Raw genomic sequence first — 20,008 nt, 5'->3', positions numbered from 1 at the left:
TGACTATGTTAACAGCAGCCAAACTAGAAACTGCAGCCCTTGAAAGCATCAACCCTACAACTGGGCAAGCCTTACCTTCATGTGCCGCGTTGTCACTTGATGAAGCACGCTCCGCCATCGATAAGGTGGCGGCAGGCTTCTCGGAATGGAAGGCGAAAAGCTTTCCAAAGCGAGCGGCTATATTAAAAGCCGTTGCAGCGTCAATGCGAGAAAACAAACACGAGCTGGCCGATTTAATGGCGCTTGAAATGGGCAAGCCAATTAAAGAAGGCGTTGCTGAAGTCGAGAAAAGTGCGTGGTGTGCAGAATATTATGCCGACAACGGTGAAGCGTTTCTAACACCTGAAAGCTTAGAGTCGGACGCGAGCCACAGCTATGTGCAATACCCTCCTCTTGGTACGGTGTTGGGCATCTTGCCTTGGAACGCACCGGTTTGGTTGGCATTACGCTTTTTGGCACCTGCCTTGATGGCGGGTAATACTTGCGTGCTAAAAGCCGATCCGAATGTGCCTGCCACAGCAAATAAATTGGTGGAATGTTTTTATCAAGCTGGCGTGCCAGAAAACGTCGTCACAAACTTAGCCGTCGAAAACTCGGTGGCGAGTAAAATGATCGACCATCCGCAAGTAAAAGCCGTGTCTTTTACCGGCTCAAGTAAGGCGGGACAATCCATTGCTTCACAAGCGGCAGCGGGATTAAAACCAGCCGTCTTAGAGCTTGGCGGTTCTGATCCTTGCATTCTGATGGCCGATGCGGATTTGGAAAAAGCACTCGATATTATAACTCTCTCGCGCATGATTAATGCGGGGCAATCTTGTATCGCCGTAAAACGCCTGTTTGTCGAAAAATCGATTTATAACGAAGTCTGTGAAGCACTACGTGAACGCTTTAGCAAACTCAAATGTGGTGATCCAAGAGACGAAAGTAATAATCTAGGGCCATTGGCGAGAGAAGATTTACGAGATCAATTACATCGCCAAGTATCTGCAAGCATCGACGCGGGTGCACGCTGTTTAACAGGCGGCGACTTACCTTCTCGTTCGGGTTTCTTCTATCCGCCGACGTTATTGGTCGATGTAAAGCCTGGCATGACAGTATTTGAAGAAGAGACCTTTGGACCAGTGCTCAGCGTGACGCCAATTGATACGATTGATCAAGCTCTGGAGTTGGCTAACAACACTGAATACGGCTTAGGCGCAAGCATCTGGACCAGCAGCCAAGTAGCCATAGACCGAGCCATTGAGACACTGGAATCAGGACAAATTGCCGTGAACGGTATCGTAAAAAGCGACCCAAGATTGCCATCTGGTGGGATTGGAAAATCCGGATATGGTCGTGAACTTGGCCCGCAAGGTATAAGGGAGTTTGTTAACGTACAACAGATTTGGATTGCTTAGCCATTAACAACGGCTATAAACAAAAAAGAAGAGCCCCATAATGGGGCTCTTCTTTACTTCAATACATAAGGCAACTTTCTGTCTACTTTCACTTTCGAAATTACAGTGTTGCGGTAAATACTTTAGAGAAGCTGGTTTTTTCTTGAATATCGATGTTAAGACGCAGTCTGCGCGAAATATCACTGGCTGAAAAAATGCCTCGAATCTTGTGATTCTCACGATCCATAACAAGACAGTGACGTTCACCATCATTTTTAAGGGCGGTGATCACATCCGAAATGCTGGCTTTGGAAATATCCTGCCAATCCAATGCTTTTAGATTCTTTTTAGCTGTCATTAGGTCAGCAACGACGATTTCAGCTCGCTCCAAACCCTCCGAAACTTTTTGAACAATTTTTCGTTCGATCAGATCATCAGCACTAACAACGCCAATAAAATGCTTATTTTCATCAATGACAAATTTTAAGCGCACATGCTCTTTTTGCATGAGCTCTTTAACATTTAACACAGACCATGTGGACTCAACGATCAACGGTTTATTGTTTTTAAAATCAGTAAAAAAGCTCAGTGCTGGGGAATCGATGGTAAGGTCATAATTTTCTTCAGGCCAAGCCAATTCGTCGATATCAGTTGTTGGGTAAAAATTTAGTTTTTTCATATAAAGCCGCTCCGAAGTTCTCTCTTGTAATAAATATAATGTAGACGGTGTCTGACAACCATATCGCAATCATTATTGATAAAGTAATAGATAAGTACTAAAAATAACAATTACAAGCCTAAGGACCGTCTCTACAGCAAGTTTTGCACTATTTATGTCGTTTCTACATTGAAATCATGTTGAGCTTGCTCTTTTTGTCAGTGGCTATAGTCGTGCTTCAATCATATTTGGTAGGATCAAGTCATTGTGAATTGGCTAAATGATAGAGAACGTAGGAAAAACGATGACGCAGTCCGAGCTTTCGATAAACGACCTCATGAATGATGTAATGACGCAATGTGTGCAATTTTACTATCAAATGGGGCCATTTAGTGTGTTAACTGAGTTCGAAAAAGCCAGTATTGAACGAGACATTCGAGTAAAAATCAGTCATCTAAGCGAACTGTCTAAAGGCTACAGCCACGTAGCAATGATGTATTTACAAGTGGCTCTGGGTAACCAAAAAGAGTTGAGCAAAGCGTTTTTCGAAACATTAAATTATCTAGATAATGCCACTATTTACAGTAACTACGCTTCTCATCTTAACAGCCTAGGTTTTCCAAAAATGGCAGTTCAGGTGCTCGAAGATTACCTAGCATCCACTCCGGCATCCATGAGCGTAATTGTTACGCTAAGCAATCTTTATCAAGGCATGGGGGCGTTTGCGAAAGACACCAAACTGATGGAGACGTATTTAAAATCCAACGTCCCTCAAGAAAACCTATTGCAAGAGTATCTTGTTAAGAACGATATTACTCCAGAAGAAACCGAAGAGTATTTCACACTTGTCAGCAATTATTTTCTTGCTCAACGTATCGAGCATTACAAGATTTCACGTCGCATAGAAAAAGGCCATGACGATAAAGATTGGATTACCACAGAATTCCAGATTGAAGACGATTTAAGCCCAGATCAAATTCATTCAACTAACCTAGGTCTTTCAACTTTGTTAGCCGACAGCAACCTACCCAGAAAATTCGCTGAACATTTCATCACCCGCATTTATTAGGTATAAAATATCCAACAATATCAACTGTCAAATCGTTATACATAAAAACGAGGTAAGAATGAACGCAGTACAGAAACAGTACAAGATGAAAGGCATGCAGATTACCGAATACGAGTTGGACGTACCTCTAGATTGGGCTTCCTGTGATAAAAATTCCGTTAATCACTCTGCTGGCAACACCCCAACGATCACACTGTTTGCTCGCGAAGTAGTGGATATAAACCGCGCCGATGATGAGCTGCCTTTGTTATTATTTTTACAAGGTGGGCCTGGTGGCAAATCCCCTCGCCCAATGCCAGGCTCCCCACCATGGATGGCGGAAGCGTTAAAAACGCATCGGGTTATTTTGATCGATCAACGTGGCACTGGCCGCAGCAGCCGAATTGATAGCAACTTGATTAGCAAGTTATCTGCTGAGAAAGGTCGTGATTATCTACTTAAATTCCGTGCCGACAGTATTGTCGCCGACTGCGAACATTTAAGAAAAACCGTTTATGGCGGCCGTTTGTTTGAAACCTTGGGACAAAGCTACGGTGGCTTTATTACGCTGGCTTATTTATCCCAAGCGCCGGAAGGGCTAGCGGCATGTTATGTAACGGGTGGATTGGCTGGGCTTGAAGAATCAGCAAAAGAGGTTTATCAGCTAACTTATCAGCGCGTGATCGAGAAGAACCAAGACTATTATGCGCGTTACCCGGAAGACGCCAATACCATGGCAAAAATCGCTCAATGCCTTACTAACGAAACGGTACGGCTGCCTGATGGCGACCAACTTACCTTAGAACGCTTCCAAAGCATTGGTATTTTGTTGGGAATGGGCCCTGGGATTGATCAAGTACATTGGTTGGTGGACGAAGCCTTTGCAGGCAGTGACAAAACGCGACTCAGCGATGTATTTTTGGAACAAGTAATGAACATTACCAGCTACCATGAAGGCCCGCTATTTGCGGCGATTCATGAAAGTATCTATGGTCAACCGAATGAACAAACCAACTGGTCAGCCCAACAGCTGCGTGGGCAATTGAGTGAATTTGACGCATCACACTCGCCTTTGATGCTTACTGGCGAAATGATCTATCCGTGGATGTTTGATCAAATCTCCTCACTGCGCCCTTTTGCGGATGCAGCAAACGCCCTAGCGGAATACCAAGACTACGCGCCACTTTATGATCTCGAAAAACTTGCCAAGAACAAGGTGCCCGTTGTCGCCGCTGTGTATCACAACGACATGTACGTGCCCCGTGAATTGTCGCTAAAAACGGCGAGCAAAGTCGCTAATACTCAGGTGTGGATTACCAATAGCTACGAACACGATGGAGTTCGTCAATCGCCAGAAGTGTTCTGCAAATTACGTGAATTATTGTTAGACCAAGGCGGCCCTTTAAAAAGCGAACAACACGCATAACATTAATTTATGCAATTGCTTCGCATTTCAACCAAGCATTAAACGCTATGCTTAAATGGATTTTTAAAATTAGTTTTTATCATCTATAAGAGGTTTCCATGAGTCACGTATTAGATTTGACAGTTAATGACATCCAAGGCAAAAGTGTTGATCTATCGACTTACCAAGGCAAAACCGTTTTGGTGGTTAACGTTGCGTCTAAATGTGGGCTAACGCCACAGTACGAAGGTCTTGAAGCCTTGTACAAAAAATACCACGAACAAGGTTTAGAGATCCTAGGCTTCCCTGCCAACGATTTTGCAGGTCAAGAGCCAGGCAGCGATGAAGAAATTCAACAGTTTTGCAGCCTTACCTACGATGTAACCTTCCCAATGTTTAGCAAAATTGCTGTCACTGGCGAAGACAAGCACCCTTTATACAAGGGCTTGATTACAGCGGCACCGGTTACACCAAATCGCGATGCTATGGTTAACATGTTGGCAGGTCATAAAATCGAAGCGACAAATGCACCAGAAGTCGTTTGGAACTTTGAGAAGTTTTTGATCACCAAAGATGGCAAAGTTGAGCGTTTCTCTCCAGATGTGACGCCGAAAGACGACGCACTTGTTGCATCGATTGAAGCTGATCTATAAGCGTTAAAGCAAAGTTTAGACAAAAAAGAGTCACGCCAATAACGTGACTCTTTTTTTTGCTATGAAGACCGGATTTGTCTAAGTATCTTCATGCGGTTCCATTTTTGTCTATTCAGTTTTTTATACATCCATAAACAGCCAATATCGAAACCAAAATAAAACACGCTAATGCCACTCGGCGGATTACTACTCGCAATGAAAGGCACCTTACCGAACCAGGTGTCGGGCCAAAACCAGCACTGGTAATAAGTTCCCAGTAATTCCAAATACACCACCATGAAAAACATGATAAGAAAAAACAGCTCATTGCCCGTTTTCTTTCTTAGCAACAGCACAATCACCAACATACAAAGGAAGCCAAATACATCCTGGTCGAACAGCAGCCAAAGGCTTGAATAGACAATCATTGCCCAATACAAAATCGAAATGACACGCGCCTTATGACGCTGGACAACTTTTTCTTTTTGGATATAAAACACTGCAGCATAGATAAGACTATGGCCAAGGGGCACATAAATAGGGACATTCTCAAGCCGATATTCGTACATTCCCAGCACGATAGAAAACACCACCTCCCCCAGCAAAGCCAACGCAATGCCATACAACATCAGCTTTTTGATTCTTGCCGTAACACGAGAATAAACCCAGGCAAAACAGATCAATACCAAGAAATTAGTGATCCATTGATTAAACGGAATGTGCTCCGCCAATGCTTTGCTATCGAGGAAAAGCCCCAGCCATAACACAAGGAAGACAGGCAGATAAATAGCGGTAAATTGCAGTTTTGATTTCATGCTGGAATCATAGCAAACTTGACGGTAGGCACCATTGAAAATAAACCCGTTAGCGTAAGAACCTGCTTTTCATAAAACGCTTTGGCGTAATACCTGCGATTAACTGACATTCACGTGTCATGTGCGCTTGATCAGAAAAACCGTATTCGACAGCGAGTTCAGCCAGTTTAACATGATTTTCTTCCATTTTTAGAGCCAACAAAACCGCTCGAACTCTTCTCAAGCGTTGGAAGTATTTTGGAGACATACTCAAACGAGTTTGAAACTGACGTTCTATTTGACGCTGACTAAGAGGAAGGCTATCTAACAAATCAACTCGGGAAGATTGTTGAAGCAATTCTACGGCTTTCACTACTGGGTCATGATCATATGCCGATCCTGAAGTAACGTGATCGAAAGCCTTATCCAATAAATTAATACGTTCTTCTACACTTAAAATACTTTTTAACTGAACCAATAAAGATTGGATAAATTCAGACGATTGCCATGAGCCAATATTGCCTTCCAGCGCAGCTAACTCCGTCTGCAACAAGCCCCCCATTCCGGGCTGAAAACGCACACCAATTAAATTAGCACCAGTGGGTAAATGAATAATATGCGCCTGCCGATTGGTTGATTGAAATATCACGGGGTCATTCCAAACTTCTTGATCAACCCGTATCGGCTCTCCAAGATTGAACAATATTCCACTACCTGCATCAGCAACCAATCGACGCGTAACACCCTGTTGATCCATTGGGATTTGTGCCGACCAAATAGCCTGTACCCACAGAGAAAGTGGCCCTTGCGGAAAGCGAATATCAAACAACAAGGGCGATAACATATTAGTCCTCTCATTTACTGGTGAGCGAAAGTACTTTATTCAGCGTAAACTACCAACCTCAGGCTTAAAGACTTTTACAATTCGATTCCAACTCGAAATAGCATTTATTGCAATGGTTAAATAAGTTAGTCCAGATTCACCGAAATTAGCCAACATTTCTTCATAATAAGCATCATCAACAGAATATCCAGAGACAAGATGTTCCGCAAAACCCAAAGCTAGACGCTCTTGCTCAGAAAATAAAGGTGAGTCTTTCCAAGCATTCAATGCAATCATTCGTTCGTACGTCTCACCCATTTCAAATGCTTGCGTACTGTGCATATCCAAACAAAAAGCACATTGGTTTACTTGTGAGACACGAAGCTTCACTAGCTCCCAAATAGTTTTACTTAAGTTTGGTATCTCTGCGAATTGTTTACCTATGATTTCTTCTTGCTTGAACAAAAGCTCTAACGCTTGTGGTGCTGCGGCAAAATAGTTGATGCGTTTTAACATAGTGAGTTCTCCAAAGAATAAATTTGAAGCCCAATCCTAGCGATAGCTGATCAGCATTAATTGAAGAAATTCGACATTTTGAAGGGAAATATAAAACACACCAAATTAATGTAGAAACGTCAATTCGGTGTGTTTTGCTTTATTTTTCTATAGCTCTCTATTACCAATAATTTAACAATAGTAGAGCGACAGTTTACTGACTACTGAACAAACTGCTCAGCCCAAAATGCCACAGGCGAGGCGATTAGGATCGTCAAGGCCACACGCTGATACCAAACCATCAACATTTGTTTAATATTCAATGGGATCTCGGTCGACAAGATACAAGGAATCGATGCAGAGAAGAAAAGTATGGATGAGATAGACACTACACCAACGACAAACTTCACAACAAACACGCTTTTCGCTGCGATTAGCGCCGGTAAGAACATTTCAGCCAAACCAGTAGCCGACGCTGTCGCCACCATCATTGGATCTGGCAACTGGGCGATCCATGCGAATGGGTAAAACAGGTAACCAATCCACTCAAACACTGGCGTGTATTTCGCCAATAACAAGCCACACAAACCAACCGACATAATAGAAGGCAAAATGCTCATTGCCATTAACATGCCTTCTTTGATGTTTTGTAGGATATTACGACCGATAGGCGCGGCGTTTTTCGCCACATCCAACCCTTCCAATGCAGCTTGTTTGAAGCGCGAATGTTCGAACTTTTCGACTTCACGACTTTCTGCCGTGTCGTCCATTTTGCTAAGCGGAAAAATGCGTACTGTAATGGCTGTCACTACAAAAGTGATCAACAAAGTGGCCCAGAAAAAGACATTCCAAACATCCATCAACCCCAATGTTTTCGCCACAATAACCATAAAGGTTGCTGATACGGTGGAAAAGCCAGTGGCAATAATTGCCGCTTCTTTCGCGGAATATTGGCCAGACTTATAAACACGATTGGTAATCAACAAGCCAATAGAATAACTACCTACAAAGGACGCAACCGCATCAATCGCTGATTTACCTGGCGTTTTAAACAGAGGCTTCATAATTGGTTGTAAAAGCACACCAGCGAACTCAAGCAAGCCGTAGCCAATCAGAAACGCAAGAAATACTGCACCGATAGGTACGATCAAACCAACCGGCACGACCAACTTGCTAAATAAGAACGGCAACATGTCTTTTTCGAACAAGAAGGCAGGTCCAACGGAGAAAAACGCCATTACAGCCGTCACTACGCCCAAGAATTTGAAAATAGACAAGACAGTTTGAGTTTTACTGGCACGCCAGTTACCCGAGATAAAAGGATAAGCACCACCAGCCAACACCACTAAAATAGCGTAAACCTCAGCCATTTGACCGTAATCATTACGGAGCCAAGACACAATATGATCAAGCGGGATGGTTTCTTTCCCACCGATATTGATCGGAATGAAAAAGACAAAAAGACCAATGCAGCTATAGGCAATGAGTTTAAGAAGAGACAGTGGAGACACCGCTCCTGACTTTGGATCTGTAGCATTCATATGAAGACTTCCTATGAGAAGGTTATTAATCATAAGCTAAAAAGCAACATACGTACCAACATGTATATACATATTAAAATGACGTAAATTTGCTCTTATTTCTTACGATTAAATGAATTTGTTTTTATTTTTTAAGGTAACAACCATAGGAATATCGCACAAAATAGGCGCAATATAAAGCATTACGCGCCATTTTGATTCATAAATAATGTAGAGAAAAACAGAAACAATAAGTGCTTGATAAAATACAGATTAGCCAAGTTGTCTATACATAATCATTTTGACATCCGTGCTGATCAATAAGCTCATCATATTTTTTTAGTAAGTTTTCGGCTTGGTAATGGCTAACATCTGGCGCTTTCACATCATCCCTAACAACACGCAGAATCAAGTCCACTGCTCGCTCAGCTTCGCTCTGAATATCCTTTAAATCGCTTTGATAAAGATACAGCTTTTCGTTTAGGTGATTGCCAAACAGCTCTGGATAAACCTGTCGGTCTGGCAGCACTGGCACACAACCCAGCGCAACCGCTTCCAGCACAGCAAGACCTTGGAATTCATGTAACGCCGTCGACAGAACGATGTCTGATGAAGCAAGGAAACCTAGATAATCCGCCCGACTTGGTGCAAAGCCAAACTGTGTGATTCGATGAGCAAACTTGGCTTGAATCTGGTCAAATTCTTTTGGAATAGAACGAAACTGTTCGCCAAGAATGGCAATTTCATAGTCTAGCTTGCGGCGCTCTAGTTCTTCTAATATAGCCAGCAATCGATCTGGCCCTTTGTCAAATTCCCAACGCGCCGACCAAACCAATTTAATTCGCTCTGATGCTTTGCTATTCACGCCCTGCTCGTCAGGCATTAAAACATTTTTTGCTAACTCATCTTTAGAAGTAGGCATATCCAAAGGCACAGCAAGCACTTGAGCTTTGGCTTCTGTGTCATTTAACCAATCTGGCGAGACATAATCAGGCAGTTTCTTTAGTAAAGCCCGCGCCCCACCAAAGAAAGAGTCTTTATTGAATGCGCTATTAAACACGCACAGGTCAGCAGCCAAGGCGCTGTACAAGGTGACCATCTGCATTTCCACCAAACCTTGCTGTTTATCACTGGCCGGGTAAGCAAATTGATTTTCATGAAAATACAGCACCCAAGGAATGTTCTGTAAGTTTGTGCAAAAGGCTTTTAAACCGACACAGTCTGTCATCGACGTCGCAATGACCAAATCGTACTCTTGCTCTATCTGAGGTTTAAATTGCGGATCAAACGCAAAACTCATGGCGTTACCGCGAATCCGCCACGCAAAATGTCGAGCAGGCAAAGACAAATAATGCCATTCATGCTGATCTAAACCATTCATCAAAGTATTTGCCCAGGCTTTATGGCTGCTGGCTTCGTAGGCGCTGATCAATAAAATTCGCACGATTTCTTTCTACTCGTTGGTTAAATTTAGTTTTTTATCTATTTAAGAGCTTTTATGTCTATTTGAAAGCTTTGCGGCTGGCTCATCTCGGTTGGGTCGAATATCATGTAGGAAAATTACGAATTGCTTTAAGGAAAACCATGATCATTCAACGTCACGATCAAGATATTAACACGCCAACAGGCACCATGCGCTGTACGGTTTATCGCCCTCAAGCAGAAGGTCGCTTTCCTTGTATCTTTTTCTACTCTGAGATTTTCCAACAAACCGCACCAATTGCCCGCTCTGCTGCCATTATGGCTGGCCATGGTTTTGTGGTGATTGTGCCAGAAGTGTTTCATGAACTTAACCCAATCGGCACAGTGTTGGGCTATGACGATGAAGGCAAGGACAAAGGCAACGCGGACAAATTCACCAAAACCCTAGAAGCCCATGACAGTGACACAGTAGCTATGCTGGAATATTTCGAACAGCAAGATTATTGCACGGGGCAATTTGGCACCATGGGCGTTTGTTTGGGTGGGCATTTGGCGTATCGTGCGGCGTTAAACCCTCGCATCCAAGCGGCTTTTTGCTTGTACGCAACAGACATTCATTCGAATACCATTCCTTGCGATGAAGGTAACGACTCTTTTACTCGCACAAAAGAAATTCAAGGCGAAATCACTATGGTGTGGGGCAAACAAGACCCGCATGTTTCTACGGAAGGACGCCAGAAGATTTACCAGCAATTGATCGATACTAACCGCTTATTCACTTGGCATGAATTCAACGGCCAGCATGCTTTCATGCGCGACGAAGGCGATCGTTACGACCCTGCCCTCGCCTTAGAGTGTTACAACAAAGCGGTTGCGCTGTTCCAACGCACTTTGCACAAGGCGTAACACTGTAAACTGCACATCGTGGTGGAAGGTGAGCTTATTGCTCGCCTCGCCACATAGGTGTCATCTGGCATTCGCCTAGCTCACCAGAGATCCACATTTCGCCGTCTTGAATGGTTACATTCAATTGCATAGAACGGGTACAGATCTTCGCTAACGCTTCAACTTGAGCCTCTGGGAAACGCAATACTCGCATGTTATCAAAACGGCTATTCTTGCCTTTGTTTTGTTCCCACCAAATATCGGACTTATCGTTGTAATTCACTACAACGACGTTTTGAGCGCGACCACAGGCTTTGCGCAAACGCTTCTCGTCTGGCTGGCCCAACTCGACCCAAAGCAAAATTTCGTCTGAGTAATTTTTCTGCCAAAGATCTGGCTCGTCTTCAGTACTAATACCTTTACTGAAACTCAGTTGCTCGCCACCCTCTTTCTCATCAGCCAACAAGGCAAACGCCGCCAAACGCACCATCATGCGCTCTTCGGTTTCAGAAGGGTGTAATGCCAAGGTTAATTCATAACTTTGGTAATGGTTCCGATCCATATCAGACACTTGAACCGATGCTTTGTAAATTGTTGCTTTCGTCGCCATGAGGTCACTTACTACATTTGTTAACTATAAAAAGAGCACAGGAAAATCGCGAAGAATTGTACAGCAAAACACACCCATAATACCGACATAAACAAACTGTTTTTTTGCATTCAAGAGTGTATTTATAGTTTTTAAAAAAAGAACCGTTATTTCAATATAAGTAATTGACATAAGTCACGAAAAAAGGCTCAATTAAGGAGCTCAAACGAGCAAATATTACACAATGCATAACGCAATGAATAAACCTCAAAGTTAAGGAGAAGCAAAATGACTACTTATACGCTAAATCATTCTACTTCTTCCATGGCGACTCGCTGTAATAATCGAGTACGCAAAACTTTGTCCACGCGTTCAATGCCTGTGTAATACACCATTGACCGCGGAATTTACGCGGTCACCTCTGTAAGAAATCACCCCGTAAGTTCCGCCAAAACACACTATTAAATGTATATTTTGGAGAAAACTTATGAGTATCATCGCCCTATTCAACGCCGCTAAAGAATACTTCGAAGCTCGCCGTACGAATCAGCTGTTTCGTCAGCTTGATGACCATTACTTAAAAGATATTGGTTTCTACCGCGACAACGGACAAATCCGTCCTTTGGCTGGCAACAAAGACCTAGAAAGTCACAGCAATGAGAAAGCCCAAATACCACCGGGAGAACAACCGAGTGACGGGTGACCAGATCGTCACCTCAGAGGGCTCTGAGGTGACGGTAAACCACTAGGCCGGATGGCCAAACACGCCTTTCATTATTCGGTAATGAAAGGCGTTTTTTTTGACTACTAGCAGCCAATATTCAACATAAAAATTAGCAGCAGACGCAAAAAAGGACACTGTATAAATACAGCACCCTTTAGTATTACCATCATCAAGATATTGACCTTCTAGCTGTCTATTTTTTTATCTCAAATAGAATCCAGACAAATCAAAAACTGATTAACAAAGTATTTTACTTCGCCGCTTTTTTGGCTTCTGAGATCCAGCCATCAAATGTCGCTTGATTAGCACTGATCCATTTATCAGCATGGATATCCATCTCACGCTGAGAATCCTCACCATCTGCAATCAGCATATTCTGAGCACTTACTGCATTAATAGGTAATTTCATGATCTCAAATAATTTTTCAGCAGCAGGGTTGGCTTCTGCAAAGGCTTTGTTTGCAACAATTCGCTCGCTATTGATGTCAAAACCGTAGTTTTTACCATTTGGCAGCGCAGTGTCTGTGTTGTTCGGATTCGAAGAATAAGGCACTTCTAACCATACAACATCACGACCTGGAACAAGCTTGCCGGATACCCAATAAGGCGTCCAAGTGTAATAAAAGATCGACTCACCTTCATTGTAGCGAGCAATCGTGTCAGAAATAATCGCTGCATATTGACCTTGATTATGAGTAATCTTATCACGCAAGTTGAATGCATCTAGCTGATGCTCAATAACGCCTTCACAACCCCAACCAGCCTGACAGCCCGTTAGGTCTGCTTTACCATCACCATTGGTATCAAATAAAGCCGCAATTTCAGGCTTTTTGAAATCAGCGATATTGGTAATCTTGTATTTGTCTGCGGTTTTCTTATCAATTAGGTAGCCTTGCGCCGCCCCTTCTATATAGTTGCCACCGCGATAAAACTTGTCATCACCACCGGCATTTTTGTACATAGCATTATGCAGAGGGTACCAGTTCACTGCGAGGAACTGTGCATCACCATTCGCAACAGATGTATAACCAGCACTATAGTCAACCTCTTTAATTGGCTGTACGTCGTAGCCCAATTTTTCTAGCGCTTTGTTAACAACTATTGTTTGAAATGTTTCTTCTGCGATTGGGCTTTGTACCGCTGTGACTTTGACGCCCTCGCCAGGCAAGTGACCATCGGCTAGGACAGCACCGCTAAACAGTGCGGCAAGTGAAGTTAATGTAACTACCTTTTTCATTGGAACATCTCCTTTGAATGAGTTTAGTGTAACCGTTTTGATTTTCATTTTTTAAAAGCGAGCAATAGGCCAATTGGTCCAGTTTCATACCAATGACGTGTGCCACGCTGACGAGCATCTTGTCCAAGTGATTGAGTCATGCGATCTAAGATAACAGCGAGAATAACAATACCTATACCACCGATAGTCGCGAGACCAATATCTAAACGGCCAATACCTCGTAACACCATCAAACCTAAACCACCGACCGAAATCATCGATGCAATTACCACCATAGACAAACCAAGCATTAGCGTTTGGTTAACACCAGCCATGATAGTCGGCATAGCAAGTGGCAATTGAACTTTGAACAACATCTGTTTCTTATCTGCACCAAACGAGTTTGCTGCTTCTATCAAGTCACTGGGTACTTGTCGAATACCTAGGTTCGTTAAGCGAATAACGGGCGCGACAGCAAAGATAATAGTCACGATAACCCCAGGAACATTACCAATACCGAACAACATAACGATTGGAACCAGATACACGAAGGCTGGCGTTGTTTGCATGATATCCAGAATCGGACGAATCACTTTGGCTGCGCGATCACTCCGCGCCATGGCAATGCCAGTCGGAATCCCCAGTACGATACAGAACAGGACGGAAGTTACCACTAGAGCCAAGGTTGTCATCGATTCTTGCCAAGCACCAATTGCACCAAGCGTTATCAAGCCAACTACAGAGCCTATCGCTAAACGTCGACCAGACAATTGCCAAGCAATCAAACCGAACAACGCAATAACAAGCAGCGGAGGTGCAGCATTAAATGTACTATCAACCGCTGTCAAAGTAGCATCTACTGGCGCTTTAACAGCGGTAAAGAAAGGACGGAAATTCGTTACTACCCAGCTAACACCCGTTTCAATCCAGCTATCAAGTGGAATCCAAACGTCTTGAAAAGGATGAAGTAAACTAAAATCCGTTTGCTCGACAGGCGTGCCACTAGCTGACATAGACATAGCATCTGAATTTTGAGTCGATGCAGCGCCACCCCAAGGGTTACTGGCTGTCGATTCCGCTGCACCCGTGTCGTCTGACGCGGTTGCCCAAGGATTTGATTCGGTACTCATACAGAAGCCTCCTTATCCAATGTTTCTAGTAAACGAGCTTTACTGATAACACCTACGTACTTCTGCTGATCATCAACAACCGGCACAGCACACGGAGAGTGAGCCACAATCGAAATAATATCCCCGATAGAAGTATCTGCAGCAATCGGTTGAATATCATCAATAATAGCCTCAGAAAGCGTCTGCTTATTCTTGATCACATCTTGCAGTGAAATAGTAGATACCACTCCTAAAAATCGCTGGCTTTTATCAATGACATAACCATAGTCACGCTCATTTTCATTTAACAATTTCAAACCGGTTATAAGCCCCTCGCTAGAATCTTTCTTAATAAGAGTAAGACTGGATCTAGAAGCAATATCTCTAGCGCAGAAAACATTACTAACATCAACGCCTTTGAAGAAGGAGCGGACATAATCATTCGCAGGATTATGCAAAATATCATCTGGTGTTCCGACCTGAACAACTTCACCACCTTGCATGATGGCAATTCGATCGCCGATACGCATAGCTTCATCAAGGTCATGTGAAATAAACACTACAGTACGCTGGTGCTCAGACTGCAAGCGGACTAGCTCATCCTGCATTTCTGTTCGAATAAGTGGATCGAGCGCTGAAAATGCCTCGTCCATAAGAAGAATATCAGGGTTATTGGTTAATGCCCTAGCAAGACCAACACGCTGCTGCATACCTCCAGACAGTTCGTCAGGGTAACTGTTGGCGTGAGATTCCAAACCAACTTGAGCCAATGCATTGCGTGCTTTTTCATGACGCTCTTGTACATTGACGCCGGAAAGCTCTAAACCAAAAGCCGTATTATCGAGCACATTCATGTGAGGCATTAATGCAAAGGACTGGAAGACCATACTGATTTTACTACGGCGAATGTCGCGTAATTCTTTATCATCCACTTTAGTGATATCGTGGCCGTCAATTAACACTTGGCCTTGGGTAGGTTCAATAAGACGGTTTAATAAACGAACGAGGGTTGATTTACCAGAACCCGAAAGCCCCATTACAACAAAGATTTCACCTTCATTAATAGCCAAACTGGCGTTCTTTACACCAACTGTTTGACCCGTCTTTTTAAAAATTTCGTCCTTGTTTATGCCTTTATCAAGCATCTTCAATGCTTTCTTGGGATGTTCTCCAAAAATTTTATATAGGTTTTTAACTTCGAGTTTTGTGACCATAATGGCTCTCTGTTGTTAAACACAATCGTAAATCGTTGTTGAAGAACGACTTAACGTTTATTTAGCATAAAGACAAAAATTATTAGTTACAAGTCTAAATGTTTACATTTTGTTTAACATTCCAAAAACTTGCCCGTATCAATGTCATGGGCAATACCGCAACAATTAGACCATCAAAATTGCATTTTTTTTGCTAAATAAACCCTAAAATTACTATGTTAATGAACTATTTAGCTAGATTCGTAAGCTTAAGAGCATAGACACTGTGCTTGTTGAGTTGCGAGCAAACAACACTAAAAAATTAGAGCCGTAATCATTTTCCACAACAATGATACTAGCCGACTTTGATGAATTGTTCCGGTCAATTATCAAGAGGAGCATTTTTATGACTTTTTCCATCTGAACGGAGCTTTGCCGGAAATCAACAAACCTTCCTTGAACCGCAAAAAACACTACCCGCCCTAGCGCCAAACACCTGCTAAAGACATTAAATAAGTCTTGATACAGAAGAATCGATAAAAATGCTCCTTTCAGATTCTTTACTTATTTTAACCACAAACCCTCGGATAAATTTCGTTATGGTGAAAAGGTTATAAACATTTAACAAAAGGCTATTTCCGTATAGATACATTCTAATTTCACAGGAGAAGTTTATGAGCTTTGAAAATAAAGTCGTACTAATAACCGGTGCCGCTGGCGGCATTGGTATTGCCGCAGCGAAAAAATTTGCCGCCGCTGGAGCACATCTCGCATTAGTTGACCTATCAAAAGAAGCCTTAGAGAAAATCTCTGCTGAGATCAATGGAGAAACGCTATTAATAGACGCCGATGTGTCTAACGAAAAAGATGTCGAGAATTACGTACAAAAAACATTGGATAAATTTGGCAAAATTGATGTTTTTGTAAACAACGCAGGTATTAATGGCGATTTTGCTAACATTGTTGATCAGACCGTAGAAAACTACAAAAAAGTAATGGACGTAAACCTGATTGGTGCCTTCCTTGGACTAAAATATGTGATGAAAACAATGATGGGGCAAAAAAGTGGTGTCATTGTGAACACAGCATCCAATGGCGGATTACTAGGCGCACCGGGCATGAGCGCCTATGTTTCATCTAAACACGCTTTAATCGGCTTAAGCAAAACCGCCGCTCTTGAGGCAGCGCCTTATAATATCCGAGTCAATTCCGTCGCTCCTTCCGGTGTCGATACAGCAATGATGCGCTCCATTGAAACAAATTCAGCGAAAGGCCATGAAAAAGAAGCGAGAGAAGCCTTCGAAGCCGCAGTACCATTAAAACGCTATGCAAGAGCCGATGAGATAGCCAACTTAATGTACTTCCTAGCGTCTGACGACGCTTCCTTTATCACTGGCGCCTACTACCGTATTGATGGCGGCGGCGGTGCATCCTCCGTTTAATTCTGTTGCAGAACTAAGTAACAACTAAACCGAAAAAACCACCGAATGACGTGATCAATCGTGATAAAAAACATTGAATATCAATGCTTTCGGTGGTTGCGGGAAGGTGTTTTTGCTAGTTGTGCTGTTTGGAGTCGATGAAGGCTAGGCGCTATTTTTCATCTAGCCCAAAATTCACAAATTCAAATACTAACGCTCATGATCTTTCAGTAAATCACTGTCACTAACCTGCCCCCTCGTTGCCAGGGAGATGCGCCGGATGTATTTTGCCGGCGAACGCTTATGGATGTGCAACCAGCTCCAAACGTGAGCTTGCTTAACTCCTAAGATGTGCGCGAGTGCAGTTTGACTTCCTACAATTTCGACTGCTTTTGCAATGGCTGACATATAACCTCCTTAACAACCTTTACTGTATTTGATAACAGCTTTTATTGTTTGTCAAATACAGATAAAGTTGTAATTATTCACCTTATGAGCATCTCAGAACGCGTTAAACAAAAACGAACCGACCTTAGACTAACTCAATCAGAGCTAGCCAAGCGCGTTGGCATTTCACAGCAGTCTTTGCAAAAAATCGAAGATGGCAGAACACAAAACCCGCGAAAGCTACTCAATTTAGCCAAAGCGCTTGATTGCGACGCAGAGTGGCTGTTACTGGGCACAACAAATGAAGTAAGAGAGAACACCTCTCACTACATCAATGATGATCAAGCCTCACAGCCCTTTAAAAATGACCTAAGACCCATCATCACAGCCCAACAAGCTGCACAATGGCCAAACATAGGCGAGTTAGAATCTTTAGAGCTAAAACACCTAGAAGTACCAGATACGGTATCTGCAACGGCATTTTGGCTAAAAGTGATTGGCGACAATATGATGTCATCGTCTGGCATTAGTGTCCCAGAAGGGTATTTTATTCTTGTTGAGCCTGCCTTAACGGCAAATAGTGGTGATTTGATCGTTGCGAAATTAGCAGACAGCAAAGACGTAACCTTTAAAAAATTTGTCGTAGACGCGGGTCGCACTTACTTAACGCCACTTAATTCAAACTACAGGCCTATTGAAGTGGCTAATGATCTACAGATCGTAGGGGTTGTGACCCAAGCCCGAATAATGTTCTAAACTATGTACAAGCCATCCTCTTCATACTAGCGCAGTGGTTTTTTTTCATAACAAAACAACTTAGACTGTTGGCTAGCTAACAATAAAAACTGTAACTTGAAGTGGTCGACAACAACCAAAGGATAGGAATCATGCTAGTCATAACTCGACACCCAGGTGAAACGATTAATATCGGTGATGATATGGAAGTCACGGTATTAGGAATCCAAGGTACGCAAGTACGCATAGGCATTACAGCCCCAAAAAAAATAAGCGTTCACAGGGAAGAAATATACAAACGCATTCAAGCCGAAAAATTACAGCAGTCGAAAAGCGAGCAGCTCAGTGAAACTGAACCTGCTTAGTGCTGTATCACTTATTATCTGAATTTAGGCCTAAAACCACTCGAACAACAGCGGCCAATAAAAAAGCCCAATACTCTAAAAAGAGCATTGGGCTATTAACCTATTATCAACTAAGATCAAACTCTATAGACAATATGGTGTCTATGTCATATGAGCCATTAAACAGCTCAAATATTTTACCGTTTAAATCTTCTCTACTCAGAATATATAAAATTGATTTAGCAACATCGGCTCGTGGAATCTTCATTTCTTTTATGGTGGTTGGTCGTCTAGTGGTAATCTTCCCTTCGCCTTCATCATTCGTTAATGGGCCAGGACGAACAATGGTGTATGGCACACCAGACGCCATCAGGTATTGATCCGCCATGTGCTTAGCCACTAAGTAGGGCTTAATGTCAGACTCCATGGCATCTGGGTCGTCAGCACCAATACTGCTCAACATAATAAACTGTTTAATATTGGTTTTTTGTGCATAGTCGACGGCTTTTTTAGCAGCCCACAAATCAATCAGCAAGGTTTTGTCCGCACCTGTTGAACCACCAGAACCAGCCACAAAAATCACATTATCAATACCATCAAATGCATGACTAAAATCTTCTTCAAGATCAGCCTCGACTATCTCCAGCTCACTGTCTTTAAATTCATCCAGCTTACTTTTATCTCGCACCAGAGCACGGGCAACTTCTTTTGACTCAACAAGTGTCTTCGTTATCAACTGCCCAATTTGACCACTTGCACCTATAACGAGAGTTTTACTCATAACCTGCCTCCTTTTACGTTTCAAGGAACGAGACGCGAATATTAAAACGCCACGGCCTTTTAAATTCTTACCTATTACTATAAGGACATGAGGCTAAGATAAAACCCCAAACGACAAGCTTGCATATTTACTGGATATTAGAGAATCATGCTTAAGAAAGTAGATCACACCTAAATTAACCTCATAACTACAAACTCGAAAATGCCATTCAGATAACACCACAAAGCTGTCACACAAACCTCATACAACCCATACACTTACTCACAAACCTCATACAACCCATACACTTACTCACAAACCTCATACAACCCATACACTTACTCACAAACCTCATACAACCCATACACTTACTCACACCTGAATTCAAGTCCGAAGTGCGACACTTTCACTTCAAGCAACTAAGCACATTTCTTTAAACACTACGGCTGGTTGCTTGAACCCTAAACACTTC

At 42.7% G+C, this 20,008-nt stretch carries 21 protein-coding genes; 9 read left to right on the top strand and 12 right to left on the bottom strand.

The features are described 5' to 3' along the window. Nucleotides 1-5: 5 nt before the first annotated feature. The gene (locus DFP77_RS16765; RefSeq protein WP_114413375.1) at nt 6-1,397 is read left to right on the top strand and encodes an NAD-dependent succinate-semialdehyde dehydrogenase; all 1,392 of its coding nucleotides are present in this window, start codon (nt 6-8) and stop codon (nt 1,395-1,397) included. Between the two features lie 100 nt (nt 1,398-1,497). Here the strand turns inward: DFP77_RS16765 and DFP77_RS16760 are convergent, their stop codons facing one another. Further along, nucleotides 1,498-2,055: a CBS domain-containing protein gene (locus DFP77_RS16760; protein ID WP_114413374.1), complete on the bottom strand. Its 558-nt coding sequence runs from the start codon at nt 2,053-2,055 to the stop codon at nt 1,498-1,500. 283 nt (nt 2,056-2,338) lie between these two features. On the opposite strand from DFP77_RS16760, the gene DFP77_RS16755 reads away from it, so the two are divergent. From DFP77_RS16755 to DFP77_RS16745, 3 genes are all read left to right on the top strand, one after another. Next, nucleotides 2,339-3,103, top strand: a complete 765-nt coding sequence (locus DFP77_RS16755) for a hypothetical protein (protein WP_114413373.1) — start codon at nt 2,339-2,341, stop codon at nt 3,101-3,103. Between the two features lie 58 nt (nt 3,104-3,161). Continuing rightward, nucleotides 3,162-4,508: an alpha/beta fold hydrolase gene (locus tag DFP77_RS16750; protein ID WP_114413372.1), complete on the top strand. Its 1,347-nt coding sequence runs from the start codon at nt 3,162-3,164 to the stop codon at nt 4,506-4,508. Nucleotides 4,509-4,606: 98 nt separating this feature from the next. Then, a complete protein-coding gene (locus DFP77_RS16745) occupies nt 4,607-5,140 on the top strand; it encodes a glutathione peroxidase (protein ID WP_114413371.1) in 534 nt (177 codons plus the stop codon). Nucleotides 5,141-5,199: 59 nt separating this feature from the next. Here the strand turns inward: DFP77_RS16745 and DFP77_RS16740 are convergent, their stop codons facing one another. From DFP77_RS16740 to DFP77_RS16720, 5 genes are all read right to left on the bottom strand, one after another. After that, nucleotides 5,200-5,934 (bottom strand): hypothetical protein, encoded by a 735-nt coding sequence (locus DFP77_RS16740; RefSeq protein ID WP_114413370.1) that lies wholly within the window; start codon nt 5,932-5,934, stop codon nt 5,200-5,202. A gap of 49 nt (nt 5,935-5,983) precedes the next feature. Then, nucleotides 5,984-6,757: an AraC family transcriptional regulator gene (locus DFP77_RS16735; RefSeq protein WP_114413369.1), complete on the bottom strand. Its 774-nt coding sequence runs from the start codon at nt 6,755-6,757 to the stop codon at nt 5,984-5,986. Nucleotides 6,758-6,796: 39 nt separating this feature from the next. Next, the gene (locus DFP77_RS16730) at nt 6,797-7,252 is read right to left on the bottom strand and encodes a carboxymuconolactone decarboxylase family protein (protein ID WP_114413368.1); all 456 of its coding nucleotides are present in this window, start codon (nt 7,250-7,252) and stop codon (nt 6,797-6,799) included. 200 nt (nt 7,253-7,452) lie between these two features. Continuing rightward, on the bottom strand, nt 7,453-8,772 hold the full coding sequence (locus DFP77_RS16725) for a YjiH family protein (RefSeq protein ID WP_114413367.1): 1,320 nt from the start codon (nt 8,770-8,772) through the stop codon (nt 7,453-7,455). A 265-nt stretch (nt 8,773-9,037) separates the two neighbouring features. Continuing rightward, a complete protein-coding gene (locus tag DFP77_RS16720) occupies nt 9,038-10,195 on the bottom strand; it encodes a tRNA-queuosine alpha-mannosyltransferase domain-containing protein (protein ID WP_114413366.1) in 1,158 nt (385 codons plus the stop codon). Between the two features lie 140 nt (nt 10,196-10,335). Between DFP77_RS16720 and DFP77_RS16715 the strand changes: the two genes are divergently transcribed. Next, a complete protein-coding gene (locus DFP77_RS16715) occupies nt 10,336-11,079 on the top strand; it encodes a dienelactone hydrolase family protein (RefSeq protein ID WP_114413365.1) in 744 nt (247 codons plus the stop codon). A gap of 34 nt (nt 11,080-11,113) precedes the next feature. On the opposite strand, the gene DFP77_RS16710 is transcribed toward DFP77_RS16715, so the two are convergent. Further along, entirely contained in the window at nt 11,114-11,668 is a 555-nt protein-coding gene (locus tag DFP77_RS16710; RefSeq protein WP_114413364.1) for a YaeQ family protein, read from the bottom strand. A gap of 466 nt (nt 11,669-12,134) precedes the next feature. Between DFP77_RS16710 and DFP77_RS16705 the strand changes: the two genes are divergently transcribed. Beyond that, complete coding sequence (locus DFP77_RS16705) at nt 12,135-12,350, top strand: DUF1127 domain-containing protein (RefSeq protein ID WP_114413363.1); 216 nt, start codon at nt 12,135-12,137, stop codon at nt 12,348-12,350. Between the two features lie 271 nt (nt 12,351-12,621). On the opposite strand, the gene proX is transcribed toward DFP77_RS16705, so the two are convergent. The 3 genes from proX to proV are packed head-to-tail and all read right to left on the bottom strand — an operon-like array spanning nt 12,622 to nt 15,910. Beyond that, nucleotides 12,622-13,608, bottom strand: a complete 987-nt coding sequence (gene proX / locus DFP77_RS16700; protein ID WP_114413362.1) for a glycine betaine/L-proline ABC transporter substrate-binding protein ProX — start codon at nt 13,606-13,608, stop codon at nt 12,622-12,624. Between the two features lie 44 nt (nt 13,609-13,652). Continuing rightward, complete coding sequence (proW, locus tag DFP77_RS16695; RefSeq protein ID WP_114413361.1) at nt 13,653-14,717, bottom strand: glycine betaine/L-proline ABC transporter permease ProW; 1,065 nt, start codon at nt 14,715-14,717, stop codon at nt 13,653-13,655. Continuing rightward, nucleotides 14,714-15,910, bottom strand: coding sequence for a glycine betaine/L-proline ABC transporter ATP-binding protein ProV (gene proV / locus DFP77_RS16690; protein WP_114413360.1), 1,197 nt, complete (start codon nt 15,908-15,910; stop codon nt 14,714-14,716). Before proV ends, proW begins: the two co-directional genes overlap by 4 nt. Nucleotides 15,911-16,563: 653 nt before the next feature. On the opposite strand from proV, the gene DFP77_RS16685 reads away from it, so the two are divergent. Further along, entirely contained in the window at nt 16,564-17,331 is a 768-nt protein-coding gene (locus tag DFP77_RS16685; RefSeq protein ID WP_114413359.1) for an SDR family NAD(P)-dependent oxidoreductase, read from the top strand. Nucleotides 17,332-17,520: 189 nt separating this feature from the next. Here the strand turns inward: DFP77_RS16685 and DFP77_RS16680 are convergent, their stop codons facing one another. After that, nucleotides 17,521-17,718 carry a YdaS family helix-turn-helix protein gene (locus DFP77_RS16680; protein WP_114413358.1) on the bottom strand — a complete coding sequence of 66 codons (198 nt, stop codon included), beginning with the start codon at nt 17,716-17,718 and terminating at the stop codon, nt 17,521-17,523. Nucleotides 17,719-17,802: 84 nt separating this feature from the next. Here DFP77_RS16680 and DFP77_RS16675 point away from each other — a divergent pair, with 84 nt between their 5' ends. Together DFP77_RS16675 and csrA are read left to right on the top strand one after the other, a co-directional pair. Beyond that, nucleotides 17,803-18,453 carry a LexA family protein gene (locus DFP77_RS16675; RefSeq protein WP_114413357.1) on the top strand — a complete coding sequence of 217 codons (651 nt, stop codon included), beginning with the start codon at nt 17,803-17,805 and terminating at the stop codon, nt 18,451-18,453. 131 nt (nt 18,454-18,584) lie between these two features. Then, nucleotides 18,585-18,797 carry a carbon storage regulator CsrA gene (gene csrA / locus DFP77_RS16670; RefSeq protein WP_114413356.1) on the top strand — a complete coding sequence of 71 codons (213 nt, stop codon included), beginning with the start codon at nt 18,585-18,587 and terminating at the stop codon, nt 18,795-18,797. Between the two features lie 106 nt (nt 18,798-18,903). Here csrA and DFP77_RS16665 read toward each other — a convergent pair whose 3' ends face one another. Then, nucleotides 18,904-19,557 carry an SDR family oxidoreductase gene (locus tag DFP77_RS16665; RefSeq protein WP_114413355.1) on the bottom strand — a complete coding sequence of 218 codons (654 nt, stop codon included), beginning with the start codon at nt 19,555-19,557 and terminating at the stop codon, nt 18,904-18,906. Nucleotides 19,558-20,008 lie beyond the last annotated feature (451 nt).

The organism is Marinomonas foliarum, assembly GCF_003337275.1.
GTDB classification, from domain to species: domain Bacteria; phylum Pseudomonadota; class Gammaproteobacteria; order Pseudomonadales; family Marinomonadaceae; genus Marinomonas; species Marinomonas foliarum.
The sequence above is the reverse complement of the archived record's forward strand: the minus strand, read 5'-3'. Positions and strand labels throughout refer to the sequence as shown.

What these genes read in the sequence shown, in the direction of transcription:
- DFP77_RS16710 (WP_114413364.1), bottom strand. Translation starts at nt 11,668, where the DNA reads ATGGCGACGAAAGCAACAATTTACAAAGCATCGGTTCAAGTGTCTGAT.
- DFP77_RS16750 (WP_114413372.1), top strand. Translation starts at nt 3,162, where the DNA reads ATGAACGCAGTACAGAAACAGTACAAGATGAAAGGCATGCAGATTACC.
- DFP77_RS16760 (WP_114413374.1), bottom strand. Translation starts at nt 2,055, where the DNA reads ATGAAAAAACTAAATTTTTACCCAACAACTGATATCGACGAATTGGCT.
- DFP77_RS16715 (WP_114413365.1), top strand. Translation starts at nt 10,336, where the DNA reads ATGATCATTCAACGTCACGATCAAGATATTAACACGCCAACAGGCACC.
- DFP77_RS16685 (WP_114413359.1), top strand. Translation starts at nt 16,564, where the DNA reads ATGAGCTTTGAAAATAAAGTCGTACTAATAACCGGTGCCGCTGGCGGC.
- proX (WP_114413362.1), bottom strand. Translation starts at nt 13,608, where the DNA reads ATGAAAAAGGTAGTTACATTAACTTCACTTGCCGCACTGTTTAGCGGT.
- DFP77_RS16705 (WP_114413363.1), top strand. Translation starts at nt 12,135, where the DNA reads ATGAGTATCATCGCCCTATTCAACGCCGCTAAAGAATACTTCGAAGCT.
- DFP77_RS16680 (WP_114413358.1), bottom strand. Translation starts at nt 17,718, where the DNA reads ATGTCAGCCATTGCAAAAGCAGTCGAAATTGTAGGAAGTCAAACTGCA.
- DFP77_RS16725 (WP_114413367.1), bottom strand. Translation starts at nt 8,772, where the DNA reads ATGAATGCTACAGATCCAAAGTCAGGAGCGGTGTCTCCACTGTCTCTT.
- DFP77_RS16735 (WP_114413369.1), bottom strand. Translation starts at nt 6,757, where the DNA reads ATGTTATCGCCCTTGTTGTTTGATATTCGCTTTCCGCAAGGGCCACTT.
- DFP77_RS16730 (WP_114413368.1), bottom strand. Translation starts at nt 7,252, where the DNA reads ATGTTAAAACGCATCAACTATTTTGCCGCAGCACCACAAGCGTTAGAG.
- DFP77_RS16675 (WP_114413357.1), top strand. Translation starts at nt 17,803, where the DNA reads ATGAGCATCTCAGAACGCGTTAAACAAAAACGAACCGACCTTAGACTA.
- proV (WP_114413360.1), bottom strand. Translation starts at nt 15,910, where the DNA reads ATGGTCACAAAACTCGAAGTTAAAAACCTATATAAAATTTTTGGAGAA.
- DFP77_RS16745 (WP_114413371.1), top strand. Translation starts at nt 4,607, where the DNA reads ATGAGTCACGTATTAGATTTGACAGTTAATGACATCCAAGGCAAAAGT.
- DFP77_RS16765 (WP_114413375.1), top strand. Translation starts at nt 6, where the DNA reads ATGTTAACAGCAGCCAAACTAGAAACTGCAGCCCTTGAAAGCATCAAC.
- DFP77_RS16755 (WP_114413373.1), top strand. Translation starts at nt 2,339, where the DNA reads ATGACGCAGTCCGAGCTTTCGATAAACGACCTCATGAATGATGTAATG.
- DFP77_RS16740 (WP_114413370.1), bottom strand. Translation starts at nt 5,934, where the DNA reads ATGAAATCAAAACTGCAATTTACCGCTATTTATCTGCCTGTCTTCCTT.
- csrA (WP_114413356.1), top strand. Translation starts at nt 18,585, where the DNA reads ATGCTAGTCATAACTCGACACCCAGGTGAAACGATTAATATCGGTGAT.
- DFP77_RS16665 (WP_114413355.1), bottom strand. Translation starts at nt 19,557, where the DNA reads ATGAGTAAAACTCTCGTTATAGGTGCAAGTGGTCAAATTGGGCAGTTG.
- proW (WP_114413361.1), bottom strand. Translation starts at nt 14,717, where the DNA reads ATGAGTACCGAATCAAATCCTTGGGCAACCGCGTCAGACGACACGGGT.